The following is a 24,827-nucleotide window of genomic DNA, read 5'->3' as shown; positions in this document are numbered from 1 at the left end:
AAACAATTTATTGCGAGCAAAAAATTATTGTTTTCCTGTATTCATCCATAGAGTTATTCGTTCTAAATTTTCGTATGGAGGGTAGATGTATACACCACCTGTAACCAAATCTGTATGTCCATCATTATTAAAATCACCAAGTTCCAAGGTAATTAAATGTGTTGGAGATTTTGCAATAGTATGTTTTCTGAAAGTTTGACTCCCATTGTTTTCAAGTAAAACCAAACTTTCAGCACTTGGTTTCTCCCAATAGTTAAAACCACTAACCACAAAAATATCTTCATCGTTATCTCTGTCAATGTCAGTTGCTCTCGCGCTAAAAGCACCAGGGAAATTAATAATAGGTCGATGCTTAAAATTTAAATCGCCTAAGTTTTCAAACCATTGCACCCCATGCCATGGTCGAGGCAAAGGAGGAAGATAGTCAAAAGCATCACCGTTTGTATAAAGAATATCTGGTTTTCCGTCCTTGTTCAAGTCAGTTATGGAAATACCACTAGAGCCATAATCATCATTACTAGATCCCCATAATTGTTTAGGAGTAAAGTTCCCTTTCCCGTCATTTTCGAAACAATAAATTTTTTCCCATTCTTGAGTGACAAGTGAAACAATGTCTAAATCATTGTCAGAATCAATATCTATTAATTCAACATTTAGTGGGCCAGAAAGATTTTGTAAACTATGGTTTTTAAAAGTCCAATTCCCCGTGTTTTCTATCCAGCAAGTTTCACCGTCGTCGTACCCAAATTGAGCAGCTGCTAGGTCAATATCACCATCACCATCTAAATCACCAGCTCTAACATCCGCTACACGGGCAATGTTTTCCAAAACTATTCGCTTCGAAAAATTATTTTTTCCATCATTTTCAAGTACAACAATAGAACCAATTCTATCATTGCTAGGGAAAAGCATTCCAAGAAGTGCAACTAATAAATCATTATCTCCATCATTATCAAAATCAAATACCTGAACATGGGCTGGAGCTGTCATATTATCTGCAACGATACTTTCAGTAAATGTACCTTTTGGAGATTGATTTATTATTGAAATGACGTTGTTTTTTATATCGCAAACCGCAATATCTAGCAATCCATTTTTGTTGATGTCAGAAACAGCGAGATGAGATATTTGTGGAGGTTCTTCAAACGTGTCCCCTATAGCAGATGGTTTGAATTTTTTTGAGATATTTGTATAAAAGCTATTTTCAGTAAGTGCTTCATTCTTTATTTTTCCATCAGGGGTTGAATTTTTTTCTTTCTTTTTACAATTTACAAGCAAAATTGAAATAAAAACTAGAAAAAACAATGTCTTGTATTTTTGAAAAAGGGACTCTTTTAAGAAATTATTTTTTTGCATAATTATTTATTCTGTTGTTTGGGTTGAATGCTGATGAGGTAGTTGGTGATACAATCAATTTCACCTTCTGTAAGATTGGGTTTAGGCATTGTTGAACTCTTAAATAATTCAGGTTTTTCGTAATCGGGATTAGAAATTGACTTTTTAATATAAGCTTTGTCAATTATTATTGATTGCTCCTTGTTGTTTCGAATAACTTTTATTGTTTTTCCTAAAATATGATTTAATGATGGACCATAAAGTTTTTTGTTGTTTAATGAATGACAAGTAATACAGCCCGTTGTAGCAAATAATTTTTCCCCTTTTTTTATGTTCTCTAATTCAGTTTTTTCTTTAGAATTCTGACAACTAAGAACTAATACAGATCCAATTAATAGTAAAAGGTAGACTGTTTTGTTTCCGTTTATTTTCATTGAGTAGGTGGTGAGTTTTGTAAGAGTCTAATACGCGTCTAAAATACGTAAATCTAACGTTTTAGAAAGGTGTTTTCTCTTTTTTTCATAGTTTCAAAACTATGTTTTTTCTATTTTAGCAAATAATTTTTTTAGAAATGAATAGAAGGAATATTGTTTGGGGATTATCAGTTACAGTCGTTTTGGTTTTGGCATATTTTTTAATAAATATGTATACGAATAGCCAGTATGTTAGTAGACTTCCTAAGATGCCAAATTTAAATGAATCGTCTGGTTCAATTCAAAAATATTTAAATAGTATTAATTCAAAAACATTGGATAATCCTTCTGCAAATAATTTGGGAGAATTAGGGATGGTGTATCATGCAAATAATTATTTTAAAGAAGCAGAAGTTTGCTACTTATTGGCAGATGATCGTGATTCTGAAGAATGGAAATGGACTTATTATTTAGGTTGTATAAAACAAAGATTAGGTGATTCTGAAAGTGCGATTAAGTACTTTAATGATGTGTTAAATATTCAGCCAGATCAATATATGGCTAAGTATTACATAGCTGAAGCATATAGTCAACTAGGAGAGTTGACTATTTTTGAAGAAATACTTACAGAGTTATCTAATATGAAGAAGGAATTATTTGTTTTAAAAGAAACAAAAAGAGCTTCTTATTTTTTAATTCCAGTTTATGCCAGATTTGAATTAGCAAAGATGCATGCCAATACTGGGAAGGTTGACTTAGCTGTAAGTCAGTTAGAATCGTTAATTTCTAGCGAAATTTCTTTTGGCCCAGCTTATAAACAATTAAGTATTATCTATGCTGAGAAAGGAGATGAAGAACTAAAACGTTATTATTCAGAACGATCCAAAGATTTAGTTGAATATGTACCGCCTGTAGATGTTTTATTGGATCGATTGAGTTATTATTCCAGATCTGAAACGTATTTGTTAAAACGAATTGAAGATGCAGTTAGAAGTAACAACATTAACTGGGCGATGGAATTGGTGAGTACTAGTTTGAAAAATGTTCCGGATAGTAAGTATATTGTATCGAAGGCAGTAAGGTTGTTTATGGTTAACAATATGGCTGGACGAGGAATCCCTTATGTAGATAAGCATTTGGTTTGGTTTAAAGACGACTACAAAGAGTTGGTTGATTTTGGAACTGGGTTTTCAAATATTGGTATGAAAAATATTGCGAAAAGGTATTTTTTATTGGCTTCAAAAAGTGAAAAAGAAAAACCAGAAACAAAGTCGAGATTAGCAGGAATGTTTTATGACAGGCTGGTTATGAAAGAAAAGTCACTTGAATTGATGAATGAGCTATTAGAACAATATCCTAATGATCCTGCTGCAATCAATGGGGCTACAATGTTATATATTCAAATGGGTGATTTGGTAAATGCTAAAAAGTATTTGTCTAGATTTAAAAAAATGGACCCCAAAAACCCTCGTATAAATATTTTAAGCGGAATTCTTGCCAAGAACTCTGATGATATAAAAGGATCTGTAAAGTTTTATGAAAAGGCTTTTGAGGAAATTTCTGACCAGGGGTTTATAATAATTTACCTTTCTGAGTATTATAAAAAAAATAAAATGTGGGTTGAGCTAAATAGTTTGTATAAAAAAGCAGTAAAGTCTTCTCCAAATAATCCGAACCTTCAAGCCGCGTACGCCTCTTTTTTAATAAATTGTCCTGATGAGAAAATGCGTGATGCTTCTAAGGCTAGAGAGTTAAGTGAACGGGCGTGGATAAATTTTAGATCTGATCTAGGCACTCAAGTGAGTGCTGGTCATTCTTTAGCATTATCTTATGCGCAACTTAAAAATATAGAAAGAGCAGATTACTATCTTCTCAAAACTATAAATAAGGCAAAAAAAGGCTATTTCCCTAGAGAGTACATTGCTGTATTAAGTGAAATGTCTAAAGATTTTCAAAAAAACATGAATTCCAACTAGTGTTTTCGATAACATGAGGGTGTTTAAAGTTAGTATATTATGTATTTAGTATTAGTTTAACCCTTTGTTTTTTATCAAGAACAAACTACTAGTTTCGAGCTTAAAATATTATTAGATATTGGCGGTGTCAACTATAGAAGTAAGTTTATTGAAGATAAGCCTTATACCTTATGAGGTAATCAAAGAATCATTTCTGATTTTTCTTTTGGGTGAGCATGTGTTTTTTTATCCGATCATAAGTAAGTTGTTTGTATTTTCTATTTACAGGATGATGTTTTTAAGTATCTGGTTTACAGGTTTATGTTTTTTTGTGTTTCAATAAAGGTTCAGTATAGCTCAGTACGGTTTGCTCAGTTTTGAGTAGGATATTTGTGAATACAGTGAATTTTAATTTGAAATTATGAAATATAACACCATTAATAATTTTATAAAAAATGCTTTTTCCCTGCTCTTGTTTTTAGCAGTTAATGTGCATATTATTGCTCAAGTTGTATTAGAGAAAGAGGTTAAAATTACCGATTTTGGTTTGCATTTTGATGGGAGTAAAGTAGATGCTAGTAATTCTAATGATGATGTAAATACTCCTTATGATTACTATTTTGGTAAGAGTATCTCTGCACATGGAGATTGTGTTAAGACTTATGGTAATTATGTCTTTATGACTTGGTATAAGGGTGGTAAAGGTGAAAGAAATGTAATGTTAACACGTTATAATACCAATACAGGAACATCGGCAACGATAGAATTTCCTCACCAACATACAGGGTATCAAAATAAATGGTGGATTGGAGAATCGCATAACACAATTGCTGTGGCAGTTAGCCCAATAGATGGAACCATACATTTGTTGTATGATATGCATGCTTATAGTAGAGCAAGACCTTCTGATGGGAGTTTGAGTGACGACTATTTTAGGTATTCTTATTCAAATAAAAATATTGCATCCGTTTCTGATGCAGACTTTACGTTAGATAAATTTGTAAAAAACAGCAACGGAGGTTATAAGCATCTAAGTTTAAATGGAGGAGAAGATTATGCTAATTTCCAAGCTTTAACATATCCACAGTTTTTCTTGAACGATGGAGGAGATGTTTTTATGTATATGCGTGAAGGTGGTAACAATAATGGAGCTTATAAATTCTCTAAATATGATGCGAATACTTCAACTTGGTCTAGTTTTACACATTTTAATGTGTTAAATGCTAAAAATCAACCAGGAATAGATTATAACTGGGGACTTTATGGTAACATGAAATATGTGAATGGTAAAGTTAGAATTGGTTTTCAACGCAGATCTGCCAATAATACCGATAAATATCAATATCAGAATGGTGTGTATTATGCGTATTCAGATGATCAAAATGGTTTAAATAGTTGGAAAGATCACTCTGGAACATTGTTTTCATTACCTCTTTACGATGCGGACGATATAAAAGTGATGGAGCCAGGAGATTATGTAACAACGACTCAGACGAATATGGTTTATATCGTAGATGGGTTTGATTGGACGGTAACCGCAAAGGGAGATGTGCATATTATTAGCAAAGTAAAGGATAACCAAAACAATGTAACAAAATATCTACATACTTATAAACCGGCAGGTGTTCAAGAATTCATTACTTCTGAAGATTTTGCAGGAGGAAGCTCAATATATACCTCAGGAAATAATGTTTATATTATTGGGTTAACAAGTAGCAATCGTGTTTTTGTAGATAAAGCTGTAGGAGGAACAAATAGTTTTAGTAGGGTTTATGAAGCTACATCGGGTAAAACTTATGATCATGGTAGAGTTCATATAGCGAACGGAAAGTTGTATTACTATTTAATGGAGAAAAAAACAGGTAATGCGCAGCCTTTGTATTTACTAATTGTTGATTTAGATATTGATCCTACCGACCCAACAGATCCAGCAAACTTCAAGATTCAATCAATTGGAGAGTCATGTGTAGATAGTGATAATGGTAAACTTGTTATAACAGGTGCTGTAACGGATAGTTATGTGGCAAGTATCAATGGTTCTGATTATAGTTTTACAAAGAATCAGACTATTGAAGATTTGGCTCCAGGAACTTATGGCTTATGTATAGAAGTGGTAGGAAAGGATTACAGTCATTGTTATGAATTGACTATTGAAGAGGCCGTGGATTTATCAGGAAAAATTGATGTCAGCAAAAAGACAGCTGTAATTTCGGTTGCATCAGGAAAAGCTCCTTATAGGGTGGTAAAAAATGGAGTTGAAATTTTTGAGACAGAAGCTTCTAAATTTTCTGTTGAAGTAAACCATGGAGATGAGATTCAAGTTGTTGCTAAAGAAGCATGTCAAGGTTCGTTGTTAAAAAAGATTAATTTATTAGAGGATATCAAAGCGTATCCAAATCCTTCAACTGGTATATTTGAATTGTACGTACCATCTAGTTTTGAAACATTAGATATTGAAGCGTTCAATGTACAGTCTCAATTGATAGTATCAAAAACATTGACAGTAGATTCAGGAAAAATAAAGCTGAACATAGAAGATAAACCGAATGGCATCTATTTTGTTAAAATAAATTCACACAAACCGGTATTTATTAAATTAATAAAGAAATAAAAAAATGAAGAATTTATATTTTTATATGGCACTTTTATTAGGAGTTTTAATTTCCTGTGGAGGAGATGATGAAGGAACCCCAGAAGAAGAAAACACAGCGCCATCAGTACCTGTTCAAGTATATCCATTAAATAACACGTTATGCATTTATGAGAATGTGCAGTTTGAATGGGAAGCTTCTGTTGACGCGGAAGGAGACCTTATAACGTATAAAATTGAAGTTTCAGAAAATGATTCGTTTTCTCCATTAACGCATAGCACTTTAACTACTTCAACTTCAAAGACTTTGTTTTTAAGTAAAGGGAAGTCTTATTTCTGGAGGTTAAAAGCAGTTGATAGCAAAGGTGCAGAGAGTGAATTTTCTACAGTGAGTCAATTTTTAACAGAAGGTGATGGTGTTTCTAATCATATACCTTTTGCACCAACCTTAATTGCACCTGTTTTAGATTCAGAAATAGAAGGTACAAGTACTATTTTAAGTTGGTCAGCATCAGATGTTGATAATGATCCCTTGCTTTTTGATGTGTATTTAGATATGAATGAGCAGCCAGTTACTAAAGTTTCTGAAAATCAAACAGAAACGACCTTCAATGCAACAGGGTTAACTGCGGCATCAACCTATTATTTTAAAGTGGTCGTAAAAGACGATAACGGTGGGGTTAGTATTGGACAAGTATGGAGATTTACAACTGAATAGTTAACATATATTTTTATTTTAAAGCTGTTATAATGTAATAAGTTATAGCAGCTTTTTTTGTTTCAATTTTTTAGCAGGTGCATGTTTTTTTGACTCGTTTTTTTAAAAGTGTGTTAACGTAGATTTTTGAGTATACAGATATTCAATAAAAAATGATGAATTTGTGTCAGCGCAAAGCAATAGAGTACAGGACAGCCTTTTGTCGTACTTTGTTTACATTTATTGATAAAATTGTGAAATAAATTTTACACATGTATTTATAGATGAAAACTAAAAGTCTTTTATTAATAGCCAGCTATTTATTATTCCTCTTTTTGTTATCATGTACTGGACAAAAAAAAATCCAAGCTGTAACAAACTTAACCATTTCAGAAGGGTTCAAAAACCCAACAGGATTTTATGATGCAAACCCAACGTTTTCATGGAAACTACCAATTTTAGAGAACATCAAATCGCAATCTGCTTTTCAGATAGTTGTAGCTTCTTCAAAAGAATTGTTGCCTGATAATGCTGATTTATGGGATTCTGAAAAACAAAACAATGCACAATCTACATTCGTCAAATATCAAGGAAATGAACTTGAATCACGTCAAAAAGTATTTTGGCAAGTAAGGTGTTGGGATCAAGATGACAATGCGTCTGATTGGAGTGAAATAAATTCCTTTGAATTGGGCTTGCTAAATAATTCTGACTGGCAAGCAAAATGGACAGGATTAGATACAGCAAAAGATAGCATCAAAGGGGTGCGTAAATTTTTAATGCACAGACCTCAATATTTGAGAAAAGGTTTTGAGCTATCTTCAGATGTTGCTTCGGCAAGAATGTATATCACTGCAAAAGGTGTTTTTGATGTGCATGTAAATGGCCAAGATGTTAGCGATGATGTAATGACTCCCGGTTGGACACCATACAATCATCGAATAGAAACACTCACTTACGATGTTACTGATTTTTTACAGTCCGGTAAAAATGCTATTTCAGTAGAATTAGCTTCGGGTTGGCATTCTGGTAGAATTAGTAGAGGTAGGGCATTGTACAAAAATTTTGCTTCACCAAAAATTCTATGTCAGTTAGAAATTATGATGAAAGATGGCTCAAAACAAACCATTGTTTCTGATGAATCTTGGAAAGGAACGACAAACGGACCTATACGTTTGGCAAGTGTTTACGATGGTGAAGTATATGATGCAAATTTTGAAATTTCAAATTGGAGTACTGTTGCTTTTGATGATTCTAACTGGGAATTGGTGGAGGTTGAGGAGATTGCTAAAGATGTTCAACTTGCTCCCAAAAGACATCATACAGTAAAAAATCAAATTATTTTAAATGATGCAGAAATTGTATGGGTAAAAGAAAACACGGCAGTTTTTAATATAAAGCAAAATATTGTTGGAGTGCCTAAGATAAAAGTTCCTATGAAAAAAGGGGATACTTTAAAAATACGTTTTTCTGAAATGTTGTTAAAAGATGACACCTTTTACACCAAAAATTACCGTTCTGCAAAGTCAACTGATTATTATGTGGCATCTAAGGATGGGATTGTAGAATATGTTCCAAAATTTACATTTCACGGATTCCAATTTATAGAACTAAGCGGGTACGACAAAAACGCGAAGCCAAATATTTCTTGGGTGCAGGGTATCGCACAACACTCCAATTTTGAGAAAAATGGATCTTTTACCTCGTCTCATGATAAATTGAACCAATTGCAGAGCAATATTACTTGGGGTTTACGAGATAACTTTTTTGATATTCCAACAGATTGTCCGCAACGTGATGAGCGATTAGGATGGACAGGAGATGCACAAGTTATTGCACCTACCGCTCTTTTTAATTATGATACTCATGCATTCTGGACGGCTTGGTTACAAAGTCTCAGAGAAAATCAATCTGAACATAAAAACGGATTAATACCTTATATTGTACCAGATGTATTGCAGAATAAGAATGGCAGCTCAGGTTGGGGAGATGTTTGTGTTATTATTCCTTGGGATATTTATAATATAACAGGAGATATTACCGTACTTGAAGATAGTTATGAGTCAGCTAAAAAATGGGTAGGTTACTATGAGTCGAAAGTCAAAAAGAAAGCTTTTATTCCAATAATGCATTCATTTGGAGATTGGTTGCAGCCATATCCTTCTAAAAGTTTAAAAAAAGGAAATAGAGGCAATACACCAAAAGAATTGATCAATACCGCTTATTTTGCGCATTCTGCAAATTTAATTTCTAGAATGGCAGGTGTTTTAGGAAAAACGGAAGAAGAAAAAAAATATAAAGAGTTACATAAGGCTGTTGCCAATGCTTTTGAAAAAGAATTTTTTGATGAAAACGGAAAGTTCAAACAAAACAGACAAACGCAAACAAGTTATTTATTAGGTATATATTTTGATTTATTTAAACCTGAAACCAAACTAAAAGCTCAAAGCCACTTGCTTGAAGAAATTAAGAATGCAGATTATCATTTAGGTACTGGGTTTTTAGGAACCCCAATTTTACCCAAAGTTTTAGATGAGATGGGAGAAATAGATTTGATGTATGAAATTTTATTCAAAGAGACATATCCATCTTGGTTTTATTCTATAAACCAAGGGGCAACTACCATGTGGGAACGTTGGAATAGTTTTAGTGCAGAAGGAGGTTACAACTCGCAAAGTATGAATAGTTTAAATCATTATGCATACGGAGCGATTGGGCAATGGATGTACGAGCGTATCGCTGGTTTGGCATTATTAGCGCCAGGATACAAAAAAATTAGAATTGCTCCTAAGCCCAATACCAAGTTTTTAACGTCAGCTTCCGCAAGTGTGAAAACACCTTATGGAGATGTGTTATCATCGTGGGAAATTAAGAATGATTCTTTTGCACTTAGTGTTGTAATTCCACCTAGTACATCAGCAGAAGTGCATATTCCTTATGGGAATAAAGATCAGGTATTGGTAAATGGAAGTACTATTATTGAGAATTCAAATTTAAAATTAATTAGTTCCGATAAAAACACAGTAAAGATTATCGCAGAACCAGGAACTTATAACTTTCAAACTAAATTATAAAACATGTTTAAAAAATCAAATTTGAGAAAATTTTTATTCACATTTAGCTGTTTGGCTTTTTTGAGTTTTGTCGCTTGTCAAGAAAAAGAAATAGTAAAAGAAGCAAAAAGTTTAAAAGTATCTGAAGGTTTTGTGAATCCTCTTGGGTTTTATGATGGTACACCTAGTTTTTCATGGCAATTACCAGTTTCAGATCAAGTTTTAAGCCAGAGTGCTTACCAAATTGTAGCTGCGAGTAGTCCAGATTTATTACCTGGAAATCCGGATGTTTGGAACTCTAAAAAACAAAAAACAGCGCAGTCTACTTGGCTAAAATATGGAGGAGCTGATTTACAATCACGTCAAAAAGTATATTGGCAAGTAAAATATTGGAATCAAGATAATGAAGCTTCTAAATGGAGTGCTATTAATCATTTTGAATTAGGATTGTTAGATAATTCAGACTGGCAAGCAAAATGGATTGGCTTAGATACCAAAAAAGAAAAAGTAATTGGAAGTCAAGAGAATATTTTACATCGACCTCAGTACTTAAGAAAGGGGTTTGAAATTTCTAACGATGTTGCTTCAGCAAGATTATACATCACAGCCAAAGGAGTGTTTGATGTAGCTATAAATGGAGAAGATGTAAGTGATGATGTAATGCCACCTGGGTATACACCTTACAAAGTTCGTATAGAAACTATTACATATGATGTTACCAATTTAGTGAAGTCTGGGCAAAATACTATTGGAATTGAGGTTGCTGCGGGTTGGCATTCAGGGCGACTTGGATGGATGAAAACCTATTGGAGCGATACAGAATCTCCAAAAGCTTTGGCGCAGTTAGAAGTAACAATGAAAGATGGTTCTAAAAAAGTAATTCTTTCTGATGAAACATGGAAAGGAACAACAAATGGTCCTATTAGGATGTCTGAAATCTATGATGGTGAAACTTATGATGCCAATTTAGAAATGCCAAGTTGGACAACCAATAATTTTGATGATACATCATGGGTATCTGTTCATGCGTTTCCCTTATCTGAAGATATTCGTTTAGAACCAAAGAGGCACACAACGGTAAAGACTAAAATGGAAGTAACCACGAAAGAGATTATTAAAAAAGGTAAAACTCTAATTTTTGATTTGCAACAAAATATGGTGGGTGTTCCGTTGCTAAAGGTACCTATGAAAAAAGGAAAAACGTTAAAAATTCGATTTGCTGAAAAGTTAGCACCAGATGGTACATTTTACACAGAAAACTATAGAAGTGCACAGTCTACAAATTACTATACTGCTTCTGAAGATGGTGTGATAGAATGGATGCCAAAATTTACATTTCACGGATTCCAATACGTTGAGTTAAGCGGATTTGATACTTCAAAAACTCCATCAAAAGAATGGGTAACGGGAATGGTACAATACTCAGATTTTGAAGAAAATGGAACGTTTACATCTTCTCATGAAAAATTAAATCAGTTACAAAGTAATATTGTTTGGGGATTAAGAGGAAACTTTTTTGATATCCCAACCGATTGCCCGCAACGTGATGAGCGTATGGGATGGACAGCTGATGCACAAGTATTTGCTCCGGCATCTATGTTTAATGCAGATGTATATAGATTTTGGGCGAGTTGGATGCAAAGTGTTGGCGAATCGCAATATGACAATGGAGGCGTGCCATGGGTAGTGCCTGATGTATTGTATAATAATAAGGTAAGTGCAGGATGGGGAGATGCATGTACAATTATTCCTTGGAAAGTTTACTTAAGAACAGGAGATAAAAAAAATCTTGAAGAAAATTTTGAAACCATGAAAGGTTGGGTGAAATACCACGAAAGTGTTACAAAAAATTACATTTCTAAAATGGGATTTTTTGCAGACTGGTTGCAACCGCTTCCTGAGAATGGTGATAATAGAGGAGATACCTCTAAAAGCCTGATTGGGACAGCTTTTTTTGCACATTCTGCAAATCTAACTGCTAAAACTGCCAAAGCACTAGGTAAAACTGAAGAATTTGAAAAGTATGATGCTTTATATAAAAAGGTTGCAAGAGCTTTTGAAAATAAGTTTTTTGATCATGGAAAAGTAAAAAATGTTAGTGAGACACAAACTTCTTATTTATTGGCTTTATCATTTGGTTTGCTGTCTGAAGAAAATAAAGCAAATGCTAAAACACATCTATTAGAAAAAATAGCAGAAGCTGATAATCATTTGAGAACAGGATTTTTAGGGACACCCTTATTGTCAGAAGTTTTAGATGCAACAGGAGAAATAGATTTGATGTACAAAATCTTATTCAAAGAGACTTATCCTTCTTGGTTCTATTCTATAAATCAAGGAGCAACAACCATTTGGGAACGTTGGAATAGTTATAGCAAAAAGGATGGATTCAATCCGCAAAATATGAATAGTTTAAATCACTATGCTTATGGTGCAATTGGTGAGTGGATGTATGAACGTATTGCCGGAATTGCTCCATTAGAACCGGGCTATAAGAAAATTAGAATTGGTCCTGTGGCAAAAGACCCATTGACATCAGCATCGGCTACATTGAATACGCCATACGGAGAAGTAGCTTCTTCATGGAAAATTGAAAATGGTGTGTTTTTATTGGATACGAGGATACCTCCGAACACAACTGCTATTATTACAATTCCGATGAGTTCAAATTCAAACTTGACGGTAAATAATAAAAAAACAGAGGATATAGCAAATGTGCTTTCTGTTAAAAACACAGAAAGTACTATTGAGTTAGAAGTAGCTTCAGGTGACTATGCGTTTAGAATAGATAGTAATTAAAAACTGACAAAGTATTAGTATTCATGTTTGTTTTGGCAGATGATTTAAGTTGTTTGGTAAGTAATCCTGTCATCTATGAAATAAAAAAAGAATAGTAGTTGAATATTAAAACGTAAAAAATATGGTGAAGGAATTGTTAAATAAAATAAGGAGTAATAAGTTGAGATTATTGGTTGTGTTTTCTCTTTTTTCAATGTTTGTTGTTGGAGCTCAAGTGATTCAACCACCAACAGGACGAATTGCTGTAGTAGCAGATGGAAATTCTCCTGATCCAGATGATTTAGGAGGCACCGCTGTTTCTTTAGCTCTTATGAGTGCTACAGGATTGCAAGATAGATTGGTTCATTATTCTCATAGTTGTGATTTGGTAAGAGTAAAAAGAATTTCTGAAGAAGCAGAGTATGAGAGACATGCTTTAATGCAAAGTGCTTGTGATGTAACCGCTAGAAGATGGGGAGGATATGAATCTTTAGTTTTTTTAGATGCGAAATGGCAATTAGATAAGACCATAAAAGATCTTGCAAGTGCGATCAATGCTTCTTCGAAAAATGACCCACTTTGGATTGTTGAAGCAGGTGAGCCTGACATTATCGGTTTTGCTTTAGATGCTTCAGACAAAGCAAAGCATAAGTATGTGAAGGTGATAACGCATCATCCTGCGAATGACGATGCAGGAGATTTTTATAGTTGGAAACAAATATTAGATTTCGGTGTGGAAGAAGTACGTATACCAGATCAAAATACCAATCTTAAGGTTGATTTAGATAAGTGGGATTGGGCAAAAACGCATAAAGATGCTAGAATTCAACAACTATGGATTCAAGGAAAAATTGCTGAGGTAGATGATGTTGTGAAATTTCAAAAAGGAAAATGGGATTGCTCTGATGCAGGTATGTTATTGTATTGGATAACTGGTGCTAATGTGAATAATGGATTAAAGGAAGGAAAGGTAAAAGATGTGAAAACCTTACTTTTAAATTACATAAATGCTAAGAATTAATAAGAAAGTAATTGCTTCAAAAATTCAAAGCATCAGAAATTTTTTATTCGTGACATTCGAACTTTAGATTCTTAACGTCTAATAGTGGATCTAGCCACCTACCGCAATTAATAAAAAAGAGGAACTCAGTTGTATTTGAAGCTAAGTTCCTCTTTTTTAGGGTTTATAAAATGCTATTATCGAAACACTTTCCCTATTACCGTATACATTCTACAATCTTTCGGAGCATCACCATCGCTATTTCCTGCCATTATAATACTATCGCCAGCTTCTGCAACCCGATGAAAAATAGACATTACAGTATTACCTACTTTAATATTATCGCCAGTATCTTGGTAATCGTCTAGCAAGAATTCAGGTCGTTTAACGGTATCGTCATGTAATACATATATATGCATTTTAACCCCAGCAATAAATTGCAGCTGATCTCTTGCCCAATATCGATTATCGGAGTTTGGTGTTCTTATGTATTCAGAGCCTGTTAGGTATTTTGGAATTACCGTATAGTTTTCTTCCATATCAGTATAAGCCTTTTTACCCCAATGCATATTAGTACGTAACATTGCTTTACCGTCACCAGTATAGCTAAATTTTGTAAATAGCTTGCTTTTATTGGTTTTACCAGGAATGTATTCTGGAATATCAGGCGTGTGGTCAGGTGTAGGCTCCTCAGTGAATATGGGTTTATATACTTGAGGTAATTCTGTTGTTAATCCGTTTTTTATAACTATCGGATTTGAGATTAGTTCTGCACTTACCTTTGGTAATTCTTTGTAAGTAGCCGAAAGGGTCACTTTTCCAGACGTTAATGTTGAACGGATGGCCACCCGATTAATTCCGGATTCTAGATCTAAAAATAAGTTGTTTGTTGAATTGGATTTTCCACTATTATAACCACCACGCCAAATGGCTGGTCCTGTTATGCTAAAGTCAACACGCCCTTTAGCTAATGGGCATCTTTGTCCTTTAGCATCTATTGCTTCTACATCAATGAGTACGATATCAGAGCCATCAGCAAGCCATCCTTTAGGAGCGGTAATTGGAGTTAGCTTTAGAGCTACTGGAGCTCCTGCAGTAGTTTTTGTTTGGGTTACTTGAACACTGTTGTCAATAATTCCCTCTGCTTTAATTTCACCAGCTTCCCAAGAAACGTTTTTAAAGGTGTATAGGTATCCACTTGTTGGAGTTGTGTTTTCTCCAATTAATGTATCGTTAACATAAAGTTTTACACCCGCGGTGTTGGATACCACAAAGATGTCTTTTGTTGTGTCTTTGTCATAATTCCAATGTCCAATAATATGTACTTGCGGCTCTGGACGCCACATGGCTTTTAGCGCATAAAAAGCTTCTTTAGGTAAACGTACAGCATCGACTTCTCCACTGGCTCTAGTAACCTCAGTTTGTCCACGACCACCATGTGTTCCATCACTAAAAATCCAGTTTGCTCCACCTACATGATAGGCTTTTCTACCCATTTTGTCCCACCAATGTTTTACCTGTCTTACAGCAAATTGTTCTGAAGTGATTTTATAGGTGTTTTTATCAATATTTGGGTGGCTGAAGAAATTATCATCAGGTGAATTTTTGTCCCATATTCGTCTCGGGGCTTCTTCACGCATGTATTCACTTTCAATAACCGGTAAATCAGGATATTCACGTTCCCAACCTTCGGTTCCAATCTCAATAGAAATATAACCTTCAGAATCATTTTTAACATCGGCTCTTCTATTCCCCATAAGGCGCTTGCCATTAGGGTCAAACGTATTAATAACCTTCAAGATTTCTTTATAGTGAGCCTCACTTTCTGCCCAATTACCACCTTCCCAGATAAATATAGATGGATGATTTCGGTAATAGACAATCATATCTCTAAATGCTTTTATTCGGATGTCCCAAGTTTCTCCTTCATCTTCCGATTCACCACTTACACCAGGCATTAAGGTAACAAATCCGTATTTATCGGCCATATCGGCCTCTGCAGGAGACCCTGCACAATGTCCCCATCTAATAAAATTACCTCCGGCTTCATCCATTAATTGGAACGTATGGTCGCGTAGCCAATCAGGTAACGCTGCACCCAATCCCGCCCAGGCATTAGTTGGCTTTTGTCCCCAGCCATGTAATTTTGCGTGTTCACCATTATTAAAAAATCCTTTGTCTTTATCGAAAATAAAGCTTCGAATACCTAATGGTGTGTTATAGGAATCTACTGTTTTACCATCTATCAGTAAGGCGCTTTTTACGGAGTACATGTAAGGCTTTCGGGTGTACCAAAGATGAGGGTTTTCAACAGTCACTTTTGTGGAAAAAATGCTTTTTTCTCCTGCTTTTATTTCTTGTTCTGTTAGAGAGCTTGCAACAAGTGTACCTTCGTAATCATACACATTCGCCTTAAATGTAACAGATTGGTTTTTATGATATTCATTTTGTACTTCAGCGTTTACAAAGACATCAGCTTTGTTCTCAGATATGTTGTCTGCGTATACATATGTTCCCAATGTTTCTAAGTTGTCATACAGAGGAAGCGTAATATGAAGTGGATTCATCACATGTAAAAAAACATTGCGATAGATTCCACCATGAGTAGGGTGCCAATGTTCATGATTCCAAACTAGAGGGAAATTTTCTCTAAAATGGTCCCCTCGATCATTATTAACTTTTACGGCTAGAACGTTATTTCCATTAAAGTTTAAATGGGGTGTCAAATCATATCCAAAAGGAATAAAGCCTGTTTGGTTTTGTCCGAGATGTATGCCATTTATGTAAACATCCGCTATTTGTCTCACGGATTCAAATTCAATAAATATTTTTTTACCTTTATCTGATTCAGGTAGTTTGAAATGCTTTCGGTACCAAACAGTTCCTCTCCACTGATTAGATTCACCGTCATGATGACCAAGACTGTAATCATCGAAGGTATCAATATCGTTGAAGGTATGAGGACAACTAATAGTATCCCATGAAGTATCATTGAAGTCAATTTTTTGAGCATTCTCTGGATTTTCTTTGACAAACTTCCAAGCAGGATTAAAATTATATTTAACTCTGTTGGTAGTTGTTTTCTCTTCACCTGCGTTTTTTTTCTGACTAATGCAAGACTTGAAAGTGAAACCAATAAGGGCTATGAAAATACTGACTAATTTTAATTTCGATTGATACATAAAAACTAATGAATTTTAATAACAAATTTACTTAGATGCTGGAATTATCTGTCATGCACTGTGATGTATGAATTTGATAATTTGGTTTTTTTTAAGTCGTTGGTTATATTCTTGTCAAAAAGTTTCTTTGACCGTTAGACTTTGATCTGTGTGTATTATTTTTATCCCTAGTTGAAAATTTAAGTAATTCTAGTTTCAATACAGTACAGGATGCAATTCGATAAGGTTAATAATAATTTTAGATTTAATTTAAATGATATATGATGAAGCGTAATGTTTTCGTGTTCGTAGTTTTAATAATAAGTTATTTTTCTGCAAAAGGGCAATTGAATGATTCTGATACACGGCCAAATGTTTTGGTCTTTTATGTAGATGATCTTAGGGCCGAACTAGGGTGTTATGGTAGTAAAACTGCTTTAACCCCTAATATTGATCAACTTGCAAAAGATGGCGTTTTATTTAATAAGGCCTATGTGCAACAAGCGATTTGCGCACCATCTAGAATGAGTACATTAACAGGTTTACGTCCAGAAACCTTAGGGATTTATAGCATCTTTACACCATTACGAAAAGTACACAAAGACGTGGTTTCTTTGCCACAATTATTTGATAGCAATGGTTACAAAACCATTAGTATTGGTAAAGTGTATCACCATGGTGTTGATGATAAAAATGTCTGGTCTCATTATTTTGAAAAAGAGAAAAACGCTTATTTAAAACCTGAGAACATTGCTTTAATGAAGCGATTAAAAGAAGAAGGAGTGAAACCTTTAAAAGGACCTGCTTTTGAAAGTGCTGATGTAGAGGATGATGGGTATAAAGACGGACGAGTTGCCAATTACGCAATTGAAACTTTGAAAAAAGTCAAAGACGATCCATTTTTAATGTTTGTAGGGTTGAGTAAACCACATTTACCTTACAATTCTCCAAAAAAATATTGGGATTTATATAATAAAAATGATTTTGAAATACCTTCTAGAAAAAAACCAGAAGAGGCTTATAGGCTAGCTTTGAGTCCTTGGGGAGAATTAAAGTCATATTCAAATATTCCAAAAGAAGGGGATCTAAATGATGACTTAACAAGAGATCTCATTCATGGTTATCATGCAAGTATTAGTTACATAGATGCACAAATAGGAAAGGTGATGACAACATTAGAAGAGTTGGATTTGAAAAAGAATACGATGATTGTTTTTATGAGTGATCACGGGTATAAAATTGGAGATTATGCTTCTTGGTGTAAGCAATCTAATATGGAAATTGATGTAAGAGTACCACTAATTATTAGTAGAGAAACAAGCTACAAAAATAGAGTCACAGGTAAATCGTCAAATGCGTTGGTTGAGAATGTAGATATATACGCAACGTTAGTAGATGCATGCAGATTGAAGTCTGCTCCTGTTACAGAAGGGAAAAGTATTGTTCCTGTATTGAATAAGCCAAATAAAAAATGGGATAAAGCTGCCTATAGCGTGTATGCAAGAGGGAAAAAAATAATGGGGGTTACAGCCACTGATGGTGAATGGAGATATACTGAATGGAGAGATTCCAAGACACATGAAATATTAGGTAGTGAATTGTATGAACATAAAAATAGTTTGGTTTCTTACGTAAACCTATCTGGAAATGAAAAGTATAAAAAGGTAGAAAAGAGAATGAAAAAACTCTTGGAAATAAAGTTTCCAAGTAACGGTAAGCCTTTTGTACAAAATGATAAATAAAAATTCCATGAAAAGTTTGATGTTTAAATTTAGTTATGCCTTTATCATTGCATTTTTTGCTTTTGGTGAGTTAAGCGCTCAACGAGCAGAGGTGAATTTTAATAATGACTGGAGTTTTATTCTAAAAGACAATTCATCATTTTCCAAAGAAAATTTTGATGATTCTAGTTGGAAGAAATTAAATGTGCCTCATGATTGGTCTTTTGAAAAAGGGGTGAGAAAAGGTGGTGATCAAGGTCAAGGTGGTGGGTATCATGACGGAGGTATTGGTTGGTACAGAAAGCATTTCGAAATTAAAAAAGAGAGTTTGTCTAACATAACTTATATAAATTTCGATGGTGTTTATATGAATAGTGAGGTTTGGGTAAATGGAAAATATTTAGCCAAAAGACCTTATGGTTATATCAGTTTCAGATATGACATTTCAGAATATTTAAAGGAGGGGAATAATACAATCGCGGTTAGAGTAGATAATTCTTTAGAGCCTTCTGCGCGTTGGTATCATCCTTGTGGAATCTATGCACAAGTAAAATTAATTGAGGTGCGTCCAACACATTTTCAACCAAATAAAATTTTTATTCAAACACCTTTAATTCAAGAGGAAAAGGCAACAGTGTTAATTGATGCTGAAATCAATGGAAAATTAAAAGGTCTAATATATGACGTGAAATTGTTTTCTCCTGATGGAATTGAGTTGGCTTACAAATGTGAAAAATTGAAGTCGTCAAAACCTACTTATGAACTTGAAATAGAGAATCCAAAGTTATGGAGTCCTGATACGCCCCATTTATATACGGCAATTACACAAATTAGAAAAGGGAAAACAGTTGTTGACGAAGTCAAAACAACTTTTGGATTTAAAACAGTAAAATGGGATGCCCAAACAGGATTTTGGTTGAACGGAATAAATATTAAATTAAAAGGAGTTTGTGAACATTGGGAAGGAGGTCCTGTTGGTGGAGCTTGGACAAAGCCTTTGTTGCGTTGGAAATTACAATCATTAAAAGATATGGGAATCAATGCCATTCGTCCATCTCACAATCCAACACCACCTATGTTTTATGATATCTGTGATGAGTTAGGATTGTTAGTTATGGATGAGATTTTTGACGGTTGGCATAAAAAAGCACCACAAGATTATGGTAAACAAGCTTTTGATCAATGGTGGAAACGAGATGTTACAGAGTGGATTACAAGAGATAGAAACCATCCGAGTATTTTTGTTTGGAGTTTAGGGAATGAAACGTATAGTCCGATTGGACCAGATTTAGTCGATTTCGGAAAAAAATTGGATCCAACTCGCTTATTTACCTCAGGGGCAGGAAATCCAGAAGACATGGATATTCAAGGAGTCAATGGAGGTTCTGAAACAAAATCGTTTGTAGAGGGAATGAATGCAAAAAAACTAGACAAGCCATTCATTTCTACAGAAGCTCCGCATACATGGCAAACAAGAGGTTATTATAGAACCCAAACGTGGTGGAGAGATAATGAGTTGCCAGGTACTTATCCTTTACCAAATTTAACCGAGAAAGAGATTTTCTTTTATGAAGGCATAAATCCTAAAAAATGGCGAAACAGAAAACAAAGTTTCAATTCTTCTTATGACAATGCGACTGTAAGAGTTTCTGCAAGAAAATACTGGGAGGTAATGCGAGATAATCCTTGGCATAGTGGTCATTTTAGATGGACTGGTTTTGACTATTACGGAGAAGCAGGTTTGGTGCACGGTGGTTTGCCGTTTAATCTATTTATGGGTGGAGCATTAGATGTTGCTGGTTTCAAAAAAGATTTATTTTATTTCTACCAAAGTCAGTGGACATCAGAACCTATGATTCATATGTTACCTCATTGGTCGCACGCGAGAATGAAAAAGGGAACCGTTATTCCGGTTTGGGTGTATTCGAATGCTGACGAAGTGGAATTGTTTTTAAACGGAAAATCTTTAGGAAAAGACATACCAGGAAATGTTTGGAATGAAATGCAATGTGAATGGATGGTACCTTATGAGAATGGAACAATAGAAGCTGTGGCATATATTGATGGAAAGGAAGTGAAAAGTACTTCATTTTCTACGAGTAAATATCCTTCGAAATTAAAAACAAGTATTAAAAAATTGGCGGCAGAAGGTAGTTTTGAAGCTAGTTACATCATTACTTCAGAAAGTTTAGATGCGAATCATAATTTATATCCTTATGGAGAAAACAAAACCTACTATCATATTGAAGGTGATGTAAATAAAATATCCATGGAAAATGGTAATCCAATAGATCCTACAAGTAGAACAAAATCGGATTTTAGAGCTTTATTTTTTGGTAAAACAAGATTGTTTTTAAGAGAAAAACCAGATGCAAAAAAAGCAATGGTGATTACCGGTGCTATTTTGGGAGATAAGGCACTGTATACCTCAAATAAGGTCACAATTGATACCAAACAAATAGATGTGTTAGGGGAGGGACAAAACATTAGTTTAGAAATCTTATACACGGTGAATGGGGAAAATCCTGAAAAGAATGGAGTTGTTTACAAAGGTAGTTTTGAAGTTCTTAATAATACGACTGTAAAGGCAGTTGTGAAGCAAGATGGAAAAGTTGTACTGGCAATGCAAGAAACTTTTGGAGCAAATGAAGGTTTGTTCTGGGGTGATGAGCATTCTAAAGACATGTGGATTGGTAGGGGTGTAAATATTTCTGCAGAAGATGGTGTTTTACAAGGAAGTGCCATGGCAAGTAATGATGCAAGGCGCTTTAAAGGTTCTGGATTTGTTGATTTTAAAGGGGAAGAAGGGTCTGTAGAGTTTTATCAAGAAAATGACGGTGAAGCTGGAGATTACAGCATTAGGTTTAGATATATGCACAATAATAAAGGAAAATTACACCCTTTAAAATTGTTTGTAAATGATGAATATATAAGAACATTGGAATTTAAAGCTACAGGAGGTTGGGAAAAAGAATGGAAGTTTGTACCCACAATTATTACTTTAAAAGCGGGAGCCAATAGCATTCGTTTAGAAACTACAGGAGAAAGCGGTCCTTATATTGATGAATTGTTTATAGATTAAAATTACTAGTAATTGTATGCGTAAATCAGTTGTTTCGTATCTCTTTTCATTTATTACATGGTTCATATGTTGTAGTAGCTGTCCTATAGCTCAAAAAATCAACTTTATATAAACGAAAAAAATATTACAGAATGCATATTTGATAAGTGACCAAGAAGTATGCTGATAAAATTTTAAACTTATTTATACTTGATGTGTTAGTAAGAAAATGACTCGTGGAAAAGTGTTTAAGTCTTAAAAATAAAACATAAATTTTAAGAAAAATATGATTAATTATTGGAAAGATTTTATTGGTGATAATGCTGTTTAAAAACTAGTTAGAAGAATAAATTGTAGTTAGAAAAAATGGTTAGAGAGAACGATTAATTGATATAAAAACAACTATCAATAATAAAATACAGTTTTTTTTATGTCAAAAACCATGAGGTTAAAGGTGTTTAAAGTGTTGTTTTTTAGTTTTTTAGATTTTTGGTTACCCTAATTAGGATTTTCGGTTCCGTTGAATATCTAAATTTGTATTCAGAAAGTTAAACCAAACTAAAACTACTTTTATTATGTGTGATTTACAAATGTTAAAGTTTATTTCGATAGACGATGATTCAAGTATTCCGAAATATTTACAAATAATTAATTCGATTGTTAAAAATATTTCAGTAGGTAATATTACTACAGGTGATAAAATTCCTTCAATTAATTCTCTCAGCGTAGAGTATTATTTATCACGAGATACTGTAGCTAGAGCATACAATATTTTAAAAGAAAGAAATATTATAGTTTCAATCCAAGGTAAAGGAAATTATATAGCGAAAACTAAATTGATTTCTAAAACCAATATTTTATTTTTAGTAAATAAGTTAAGTGAATATAAATTGAAAATTTATAATTCATTTAGAGAAAGATTAGGTGAAAATACGCATACTGATCTTCATGTTTATCATTGTGATGAATCTATATTTATAGAATTGTTAAAAAAATACAAATCGGCTTATGATTATTATGTTATTATGCCACATTTCAAAACGGAAAATTTAAAACATACAAGTTCTACACAAGCTGTGAATGAATTAATGAATATGATACCTAAGGATAAATTGATCGTAATGGATAGTGATAAGCATGATGTTGAGGGTAGTTTTTCAGAAGTTTTTCAAGATTTTGAAAATGATATCTATGAAGCTTTGTCGTCAGGAATTGATAAAGTTAAAAAGTATGATGAATTGGTCTTAGTTTTTCCTGAAAAATCATTGTATCCCTATCCAAATGGAATCATGCAAGGGGTTAGAAAGTTTTGTGTTCACAACAATTTGAATTTTGATATTCTAGACGAAATTAATGATACCAATAGAGTTAAAAAGAAAACACTTTATATAACGATAAAGGAGAGTGACCTTGTGAATTTGATACATAAAATAAGGAACCGTCAACTTGAAATGGGTAAAGATATTGGTGTTATTTCTTATAATGATACATCATTAAAGGATTTATTGGGTATTACTGTTGTTTCAACAGATTTTATCAAAATGGGAGAAAATGCCGCGGAAATAATTAATGAACATAAAAAAACTAAAATTAAAGCGCCTTTTAGTTTTATAGATAGAAGATCTGCATAATAGACCTTGCTGATTTCAGTTGTAAAGTTATTAGAAGGTTGTTAGGGATAAATAGTAGTAACTAGTGTCCCTTCTATTTGTGGTAAAATAGAAAAAAAAACATTGGTTTTTTGAATATGTTGTTGAGTTGGTTTTGAAAAGCTGTCTAGAAATTTAGACAGCTTTTTTATGCGCTTTTATTTGTCTATGTATAAAGTATGTAACAAATAAGGAAGTGTATTTTGGACTTATCAGGGATATTGTAATAGTTTGTGTAAGGGGAATTGTGAGATGTGTATAGAACATAAAAAATAAATAAGAAGAACTTATTTAAAACATTCTGATTTTGTACCGAATTGGTATGATTGGGTGCAAAAAAAGCTCATTTATATCCCTGAGGAAATAAATGAGTTTTTATAATTTATAAAGCCTTAATTATTACTTTCTTAAATAAGTAGTATTTGCCCATCTAATTTGAGCTCTACCTCCTTTAATTCTATAGGCACCATATCTTATACCAGATTGTAAACCTCTTTCTGGTTCAGGAATTACGAATGGAAAAGATTCACCACCAATGGTTGCGTCCGCATAATGAATCTTTTTTGAGGAATCATTAGGATCTGCTTTAAAACCTACTTCTAGTGTAATGTCAACAATTTCTCCTTTTTGAACTTCAGTTAAGAATACCACTTCACGTCCTGATCCTTCACCACCACGATATTTAATCTGCTCTCTGTAAATTCTAAAAGACTTTTGGTATTCAATTCCATTTTCATCAGTAGCCATAACTGGTTTTGCTAAGTACAAACAAATTGCAGGGTCTGGAGAACCTTGTTGTTCACCATTTGCGTCTACACTATGCTTCCCTTTTGCCTGCATGATATAGGTACCATCCTGACCATAACTAGAAGTTTTTCCAGTTTCAAGAATTCTAACGGTTCCAGTAAATCTTACATAGTTTCCTACTGCATTGTTTGCTCTACTATGATATCTTTCAATTCTTGGTTGTAAAGTACCCCCAAATTGGTTTGAGCCATCTGTTATATTGTAAACTCCCCAAGCAGTACCATCTATAACATTTTCAGAGTAGTTTGAGTAGCAACTTCTATCGTCAATACTTCCAACGTTTGAAGCGTTTTCCAAATCTGGTCCATATCGATCAGGGTTGTTAAACTCATCACTACATTCTATGGAAATAGTTGTAACTTCATCACTTACGATTATAGAGTTTGGATCTACTGGTTCTTCTTCAGGATCAGGAATAATTATTTCTAATTCTTCATCAATATTAATGTTATCTTCAGCTGATGAGCATGAGATTAACGCGGTTGCAGTGAACAATGCCACAGTGTATCCAAGAGATAAAAATGATTTATTTGCTTTCATAATATGTCTTATTTTAAATTATCTCAAATTTAATTTAATTGAAAAGTTTAACTGTGCTGATGTGTCC

At 33.6% G+C, this 24,827-nt stretch carries 13 protein-coding genes; 9 read left to right on the top strand and 4 right to left on the bottom strand.

Features of this window, described 5'->3' with window-relative positions:
* Positions 1-24: 24 nt before the first annotated feature.
* Positions 25-1,356 carry an FG-GAP repeat domain-containing protein gene (locus AC2DZ0_RS06075; RefSeq protein WP_484644358.1) on the bottom strand — a complete coding sequence of 444 codons (1,332 nt, stop codon included), beginning with the start codon at positions 1,354-1,356 and terminating at the stop codon, positions 25-27.
* Positions 1,357-1,358: 2 nt separating this feature from the next.
* The gene (locus AC2DZ0_RS06070) at positions 1,359-1,769 is read right to left on the bottom strand and encodes a c-type cytochrome (RefSeq protein WP_484644356.1); all 411 of its coding nucleotides are present in this window, start codon (positions 1,767-1,769) and stop codon (positions 1,359-1,361) included.
* Between the two features lie 137 nt (positions 1,770-1,906).
* Here AC2DZ0_RS06070 and AC2DZ0_RS06065 point away from each other — a divergent pair, with 137 nt between their 5' ends.
* From AC2DZ0_RS06065 to AC2DZ0_RS06040, 6 genes are all read left to right on the top strand, one after another.
* The gene (locus tag AC2DZ0_RS06065; RefSeq protein ID WP_484644355.1) at positions 1,907-3,724 is read left to right on the top strand and encodes a tetratricopeptide repeat protein; all 1,818 of its coding nucleotides are present in this window, start codon (positions 1,907-1,909) and stop codon (positions 3,722-3,724) included.
* A gap of 400 nt (positions 3,725-4,124) precedes the next feature.
* Positions 4,125-6,314, top strand: a complete 2,190-nt coding sequence (locus AC2DZ0_RS06060; protein WP_484644353.1) for a T9SS type A sorting domain-containing protein — start codon at positions 4,125-4,127, stop codon at positions 6,312-6,314.
* Positions 6,315-6,318: 4 nt separating this feature from the next.
* Positions 6,319-7,011 carry a fibronectin type III domain-containing protein gene (locus AC2DZ0_RS06055; protein ID WP_484492117.1) on the top strand — a complete coding sequence of 231 codons (693 nt, stop codon included), beginning with the start codon at positions 6,319-6,321 and terminating at the stop codon, positions 7,009-7,011.
* Positions 7,012-7,274: 263 nt separating this feature from the next.
* Entirely contained in the window at positions 7,275-10,064 is a 2,790-nt protein-coding gene (locus AC2DZ0_RS06050) for a family 78 glycoside hydrolase catalytic domain (protein WP_484644351.1), read from the top strand.
* Positions 10,065-10,085: 21 nt separating this feature from the next.
* A complete protein-coding gene (locus tag AC2DZ0_RS06045) occupies positions 10,086-12,842 on the top strand; it encodes a family 78 glycoside hydrolase catalytic domain (protein WP_484644349.1) in 2,757 nt (918 codons plus the stop codon).
* Positions 12,843-12,963: 121 nt separating this feature from the next.
* Positions 12,964-13,842, top strand: a complete 879-nt coding sequence (locus tag AC2DZ0_RS06040; protein WP_484644348.1) for a hypothetical protein — start codon at positions 12,964-12,966, stop codon at positions 13,840-13,842.
* A 176-nt stretch (positions 13,843-14,018) separates the two neighbouring features.
* Here the strand turns inward: AC2DZ0_RS06040 and AC2DZ0_RS06035 are convergent, their stop codons facing one another.
* Entirely contained in the window at positions 14,019-17,003 is a 2,985-nt protein-coding gene (locus tag AC2DZ0_RS06035; RefSeq protein WP_484644346.1) for a glycoside hydrolase family 2 protein, read from the bottom strand.
* 263 nt (positions 17,004-17,266) lie between these two features.
* Here AC2DZ0_RS06035 and AC2DZ0_RS06030 point away from each other — a divergent pair, with 263 nt between their 5' ends.
* The 3 genes from AC2DZ0_RS06030 to AC2DZ0_RS06020 all read left to right on the top strand — a co-directional run bounded on the left by AC2DZ0_RS06030 (position 17,267) and on the right by AC2DZ0_RS06020 (position 23,395).
* A complete protein-coding gene (locus AC2DZ0_RS06030) occupies positions 17,267-18,724 on the top strand; it encodes a sulfatase (protein ID WP_484644344.1) in 1,458 nt (485 codons plus the stop codon).
* 7 nt (positions 18,725-18,731) lie between these two features.
* Entirely contained in the window at positions 18,732-21,785 is a 3,054-nt protein-coding gene (locus AC2DZ0_RS06025; RefSeq protein WP_484644343.1) for a glycoside hydrolase family 2 TIM barrel-domain containing protein, read from the top strand.
* Between the two features lie 554 nt (positions 21,786-22,339).
* A complete protein-coding gene (locus AC2DZ0_RS06020; RefSeq protein ID WP_484644341.1) occupies positions 22,340-23,395 on the top strand; it encodes a GntR family transcriptional regulator in 1,056 nt (351 codons plus the stop codon).
* 417 nt (positions 23,396-23,812) lie between these two features.
* Here the strand turns inward: AC2DZ0_RS06020 and AC2DZ0_RS06015 are convergent, their stop codons facing one another.
* Complete coding sequence (locus AC2DZ0_RS06015) at positions 23,813-24,760, bottom strand: hypothetical protein (protein ID WP_484644339.1); 948 nt, start codon at positions 24,758-24,760, stop codon at positions 23,813-23,815.
* Positions 24,761-24,827 lie beyond the last annotated feature (67 nt).

This window comes from Flavicella sp. IMCC45668 (assembly GCF_057219105.1).
This window is presented reverse-complemented; position numbering and strand designations above follow the sequence as displayed.

Excerpts from the sequence above, each read along its gene's own strand:
- AC2DZ0_RS06075 (WP_484644358.1), bottom strand. The coding sequence starts at position 1,356 with ATGCAAAAAAATAATTTCTTAAAAGAGTCCCTTTTTCAAAAATACAAG.
- AC2DZ0_RS06020 (WP_484644341.1), top strand. The coding sequence starts at position 22,340 with ATGTGTGATTTACAAATGTTAAAGTTTATTTCGATAGACGATGATTCA.
- AC2DZ0_RS06030 (WP_484644344.1), top strand. The coding sequence starts at position 17,267 with ATGAAGCGTAATGTTTTCGTGTTCGTAGTTTTAATAATAAGTTATTTT.
- AC2DZ0_RS06060 (WP_484644353.1), top strand. The coding sequence starts at position 4,125 with ATGAAATATAACACCATTAATAATTTTATAAAAAATGCTTTTTCCCTG.
- AC2DZ0_RS06050 (WP_484644351.1), top strand. The coding sequence starts at position 7,275 with ATGAAAACTAAAAGTCTTTTATTAATAGCCAGCTATTTATTATTCCTC.
- AC2DZ0_RS06070 (WP_484644356.1), bottom strand. The coding sequence starts at position 1,769 with ATGAAAATAAACGGAAACAAAACAGTCTACCTTTTACTATTAATTGGA.
- AC2DZ0_RS06015 (WP_484644339.1), bottom strand. The coding sequence starts at position 24,760 with ATGAAAGCAAATAAATCATTTTTATCTCTTGGATACACTGTGGCATTG.
- AC2DZ0_RS06055 (WP_484492117.1), top strand. The coding sequence starts at position 6,319 with ATGAAGAATTTATATTTTTATATGGCACTTTTATTAGGAGTTTTAATT.
- AC2DZ0_RS06065 (WP_484644355.1), top strand. The coding sequence starts at position 1,907 with ATGAATAGAAGGAATATTGTTTGGGGATTATCAGTTACAGTCGTTTTG.
- AC2DZ0_RS06035 (WP_484644346.1), bottom strand. The coding sequence starts at position 17,003 with ATGTATCAATCGAAATTAAAATTAGTCAGTATTTTCATAGCCCTTATT.
- AC2DZ0_RS06025 (WP_484644343.1), top strand. The coding sequence starts at position 18,732 with ATGAAAAGTTTGATGTTTAAATTTAGTTATGCCTTTATCATTGCATTT.
- AC2DZ0_RS06040 (WP_484644348.1), top strand. The coding sequence starts at position 12,964 with ATGGTGAAGGAATTGTTAAATAAAATAAGGAGTAATAAGTTGAGATTA.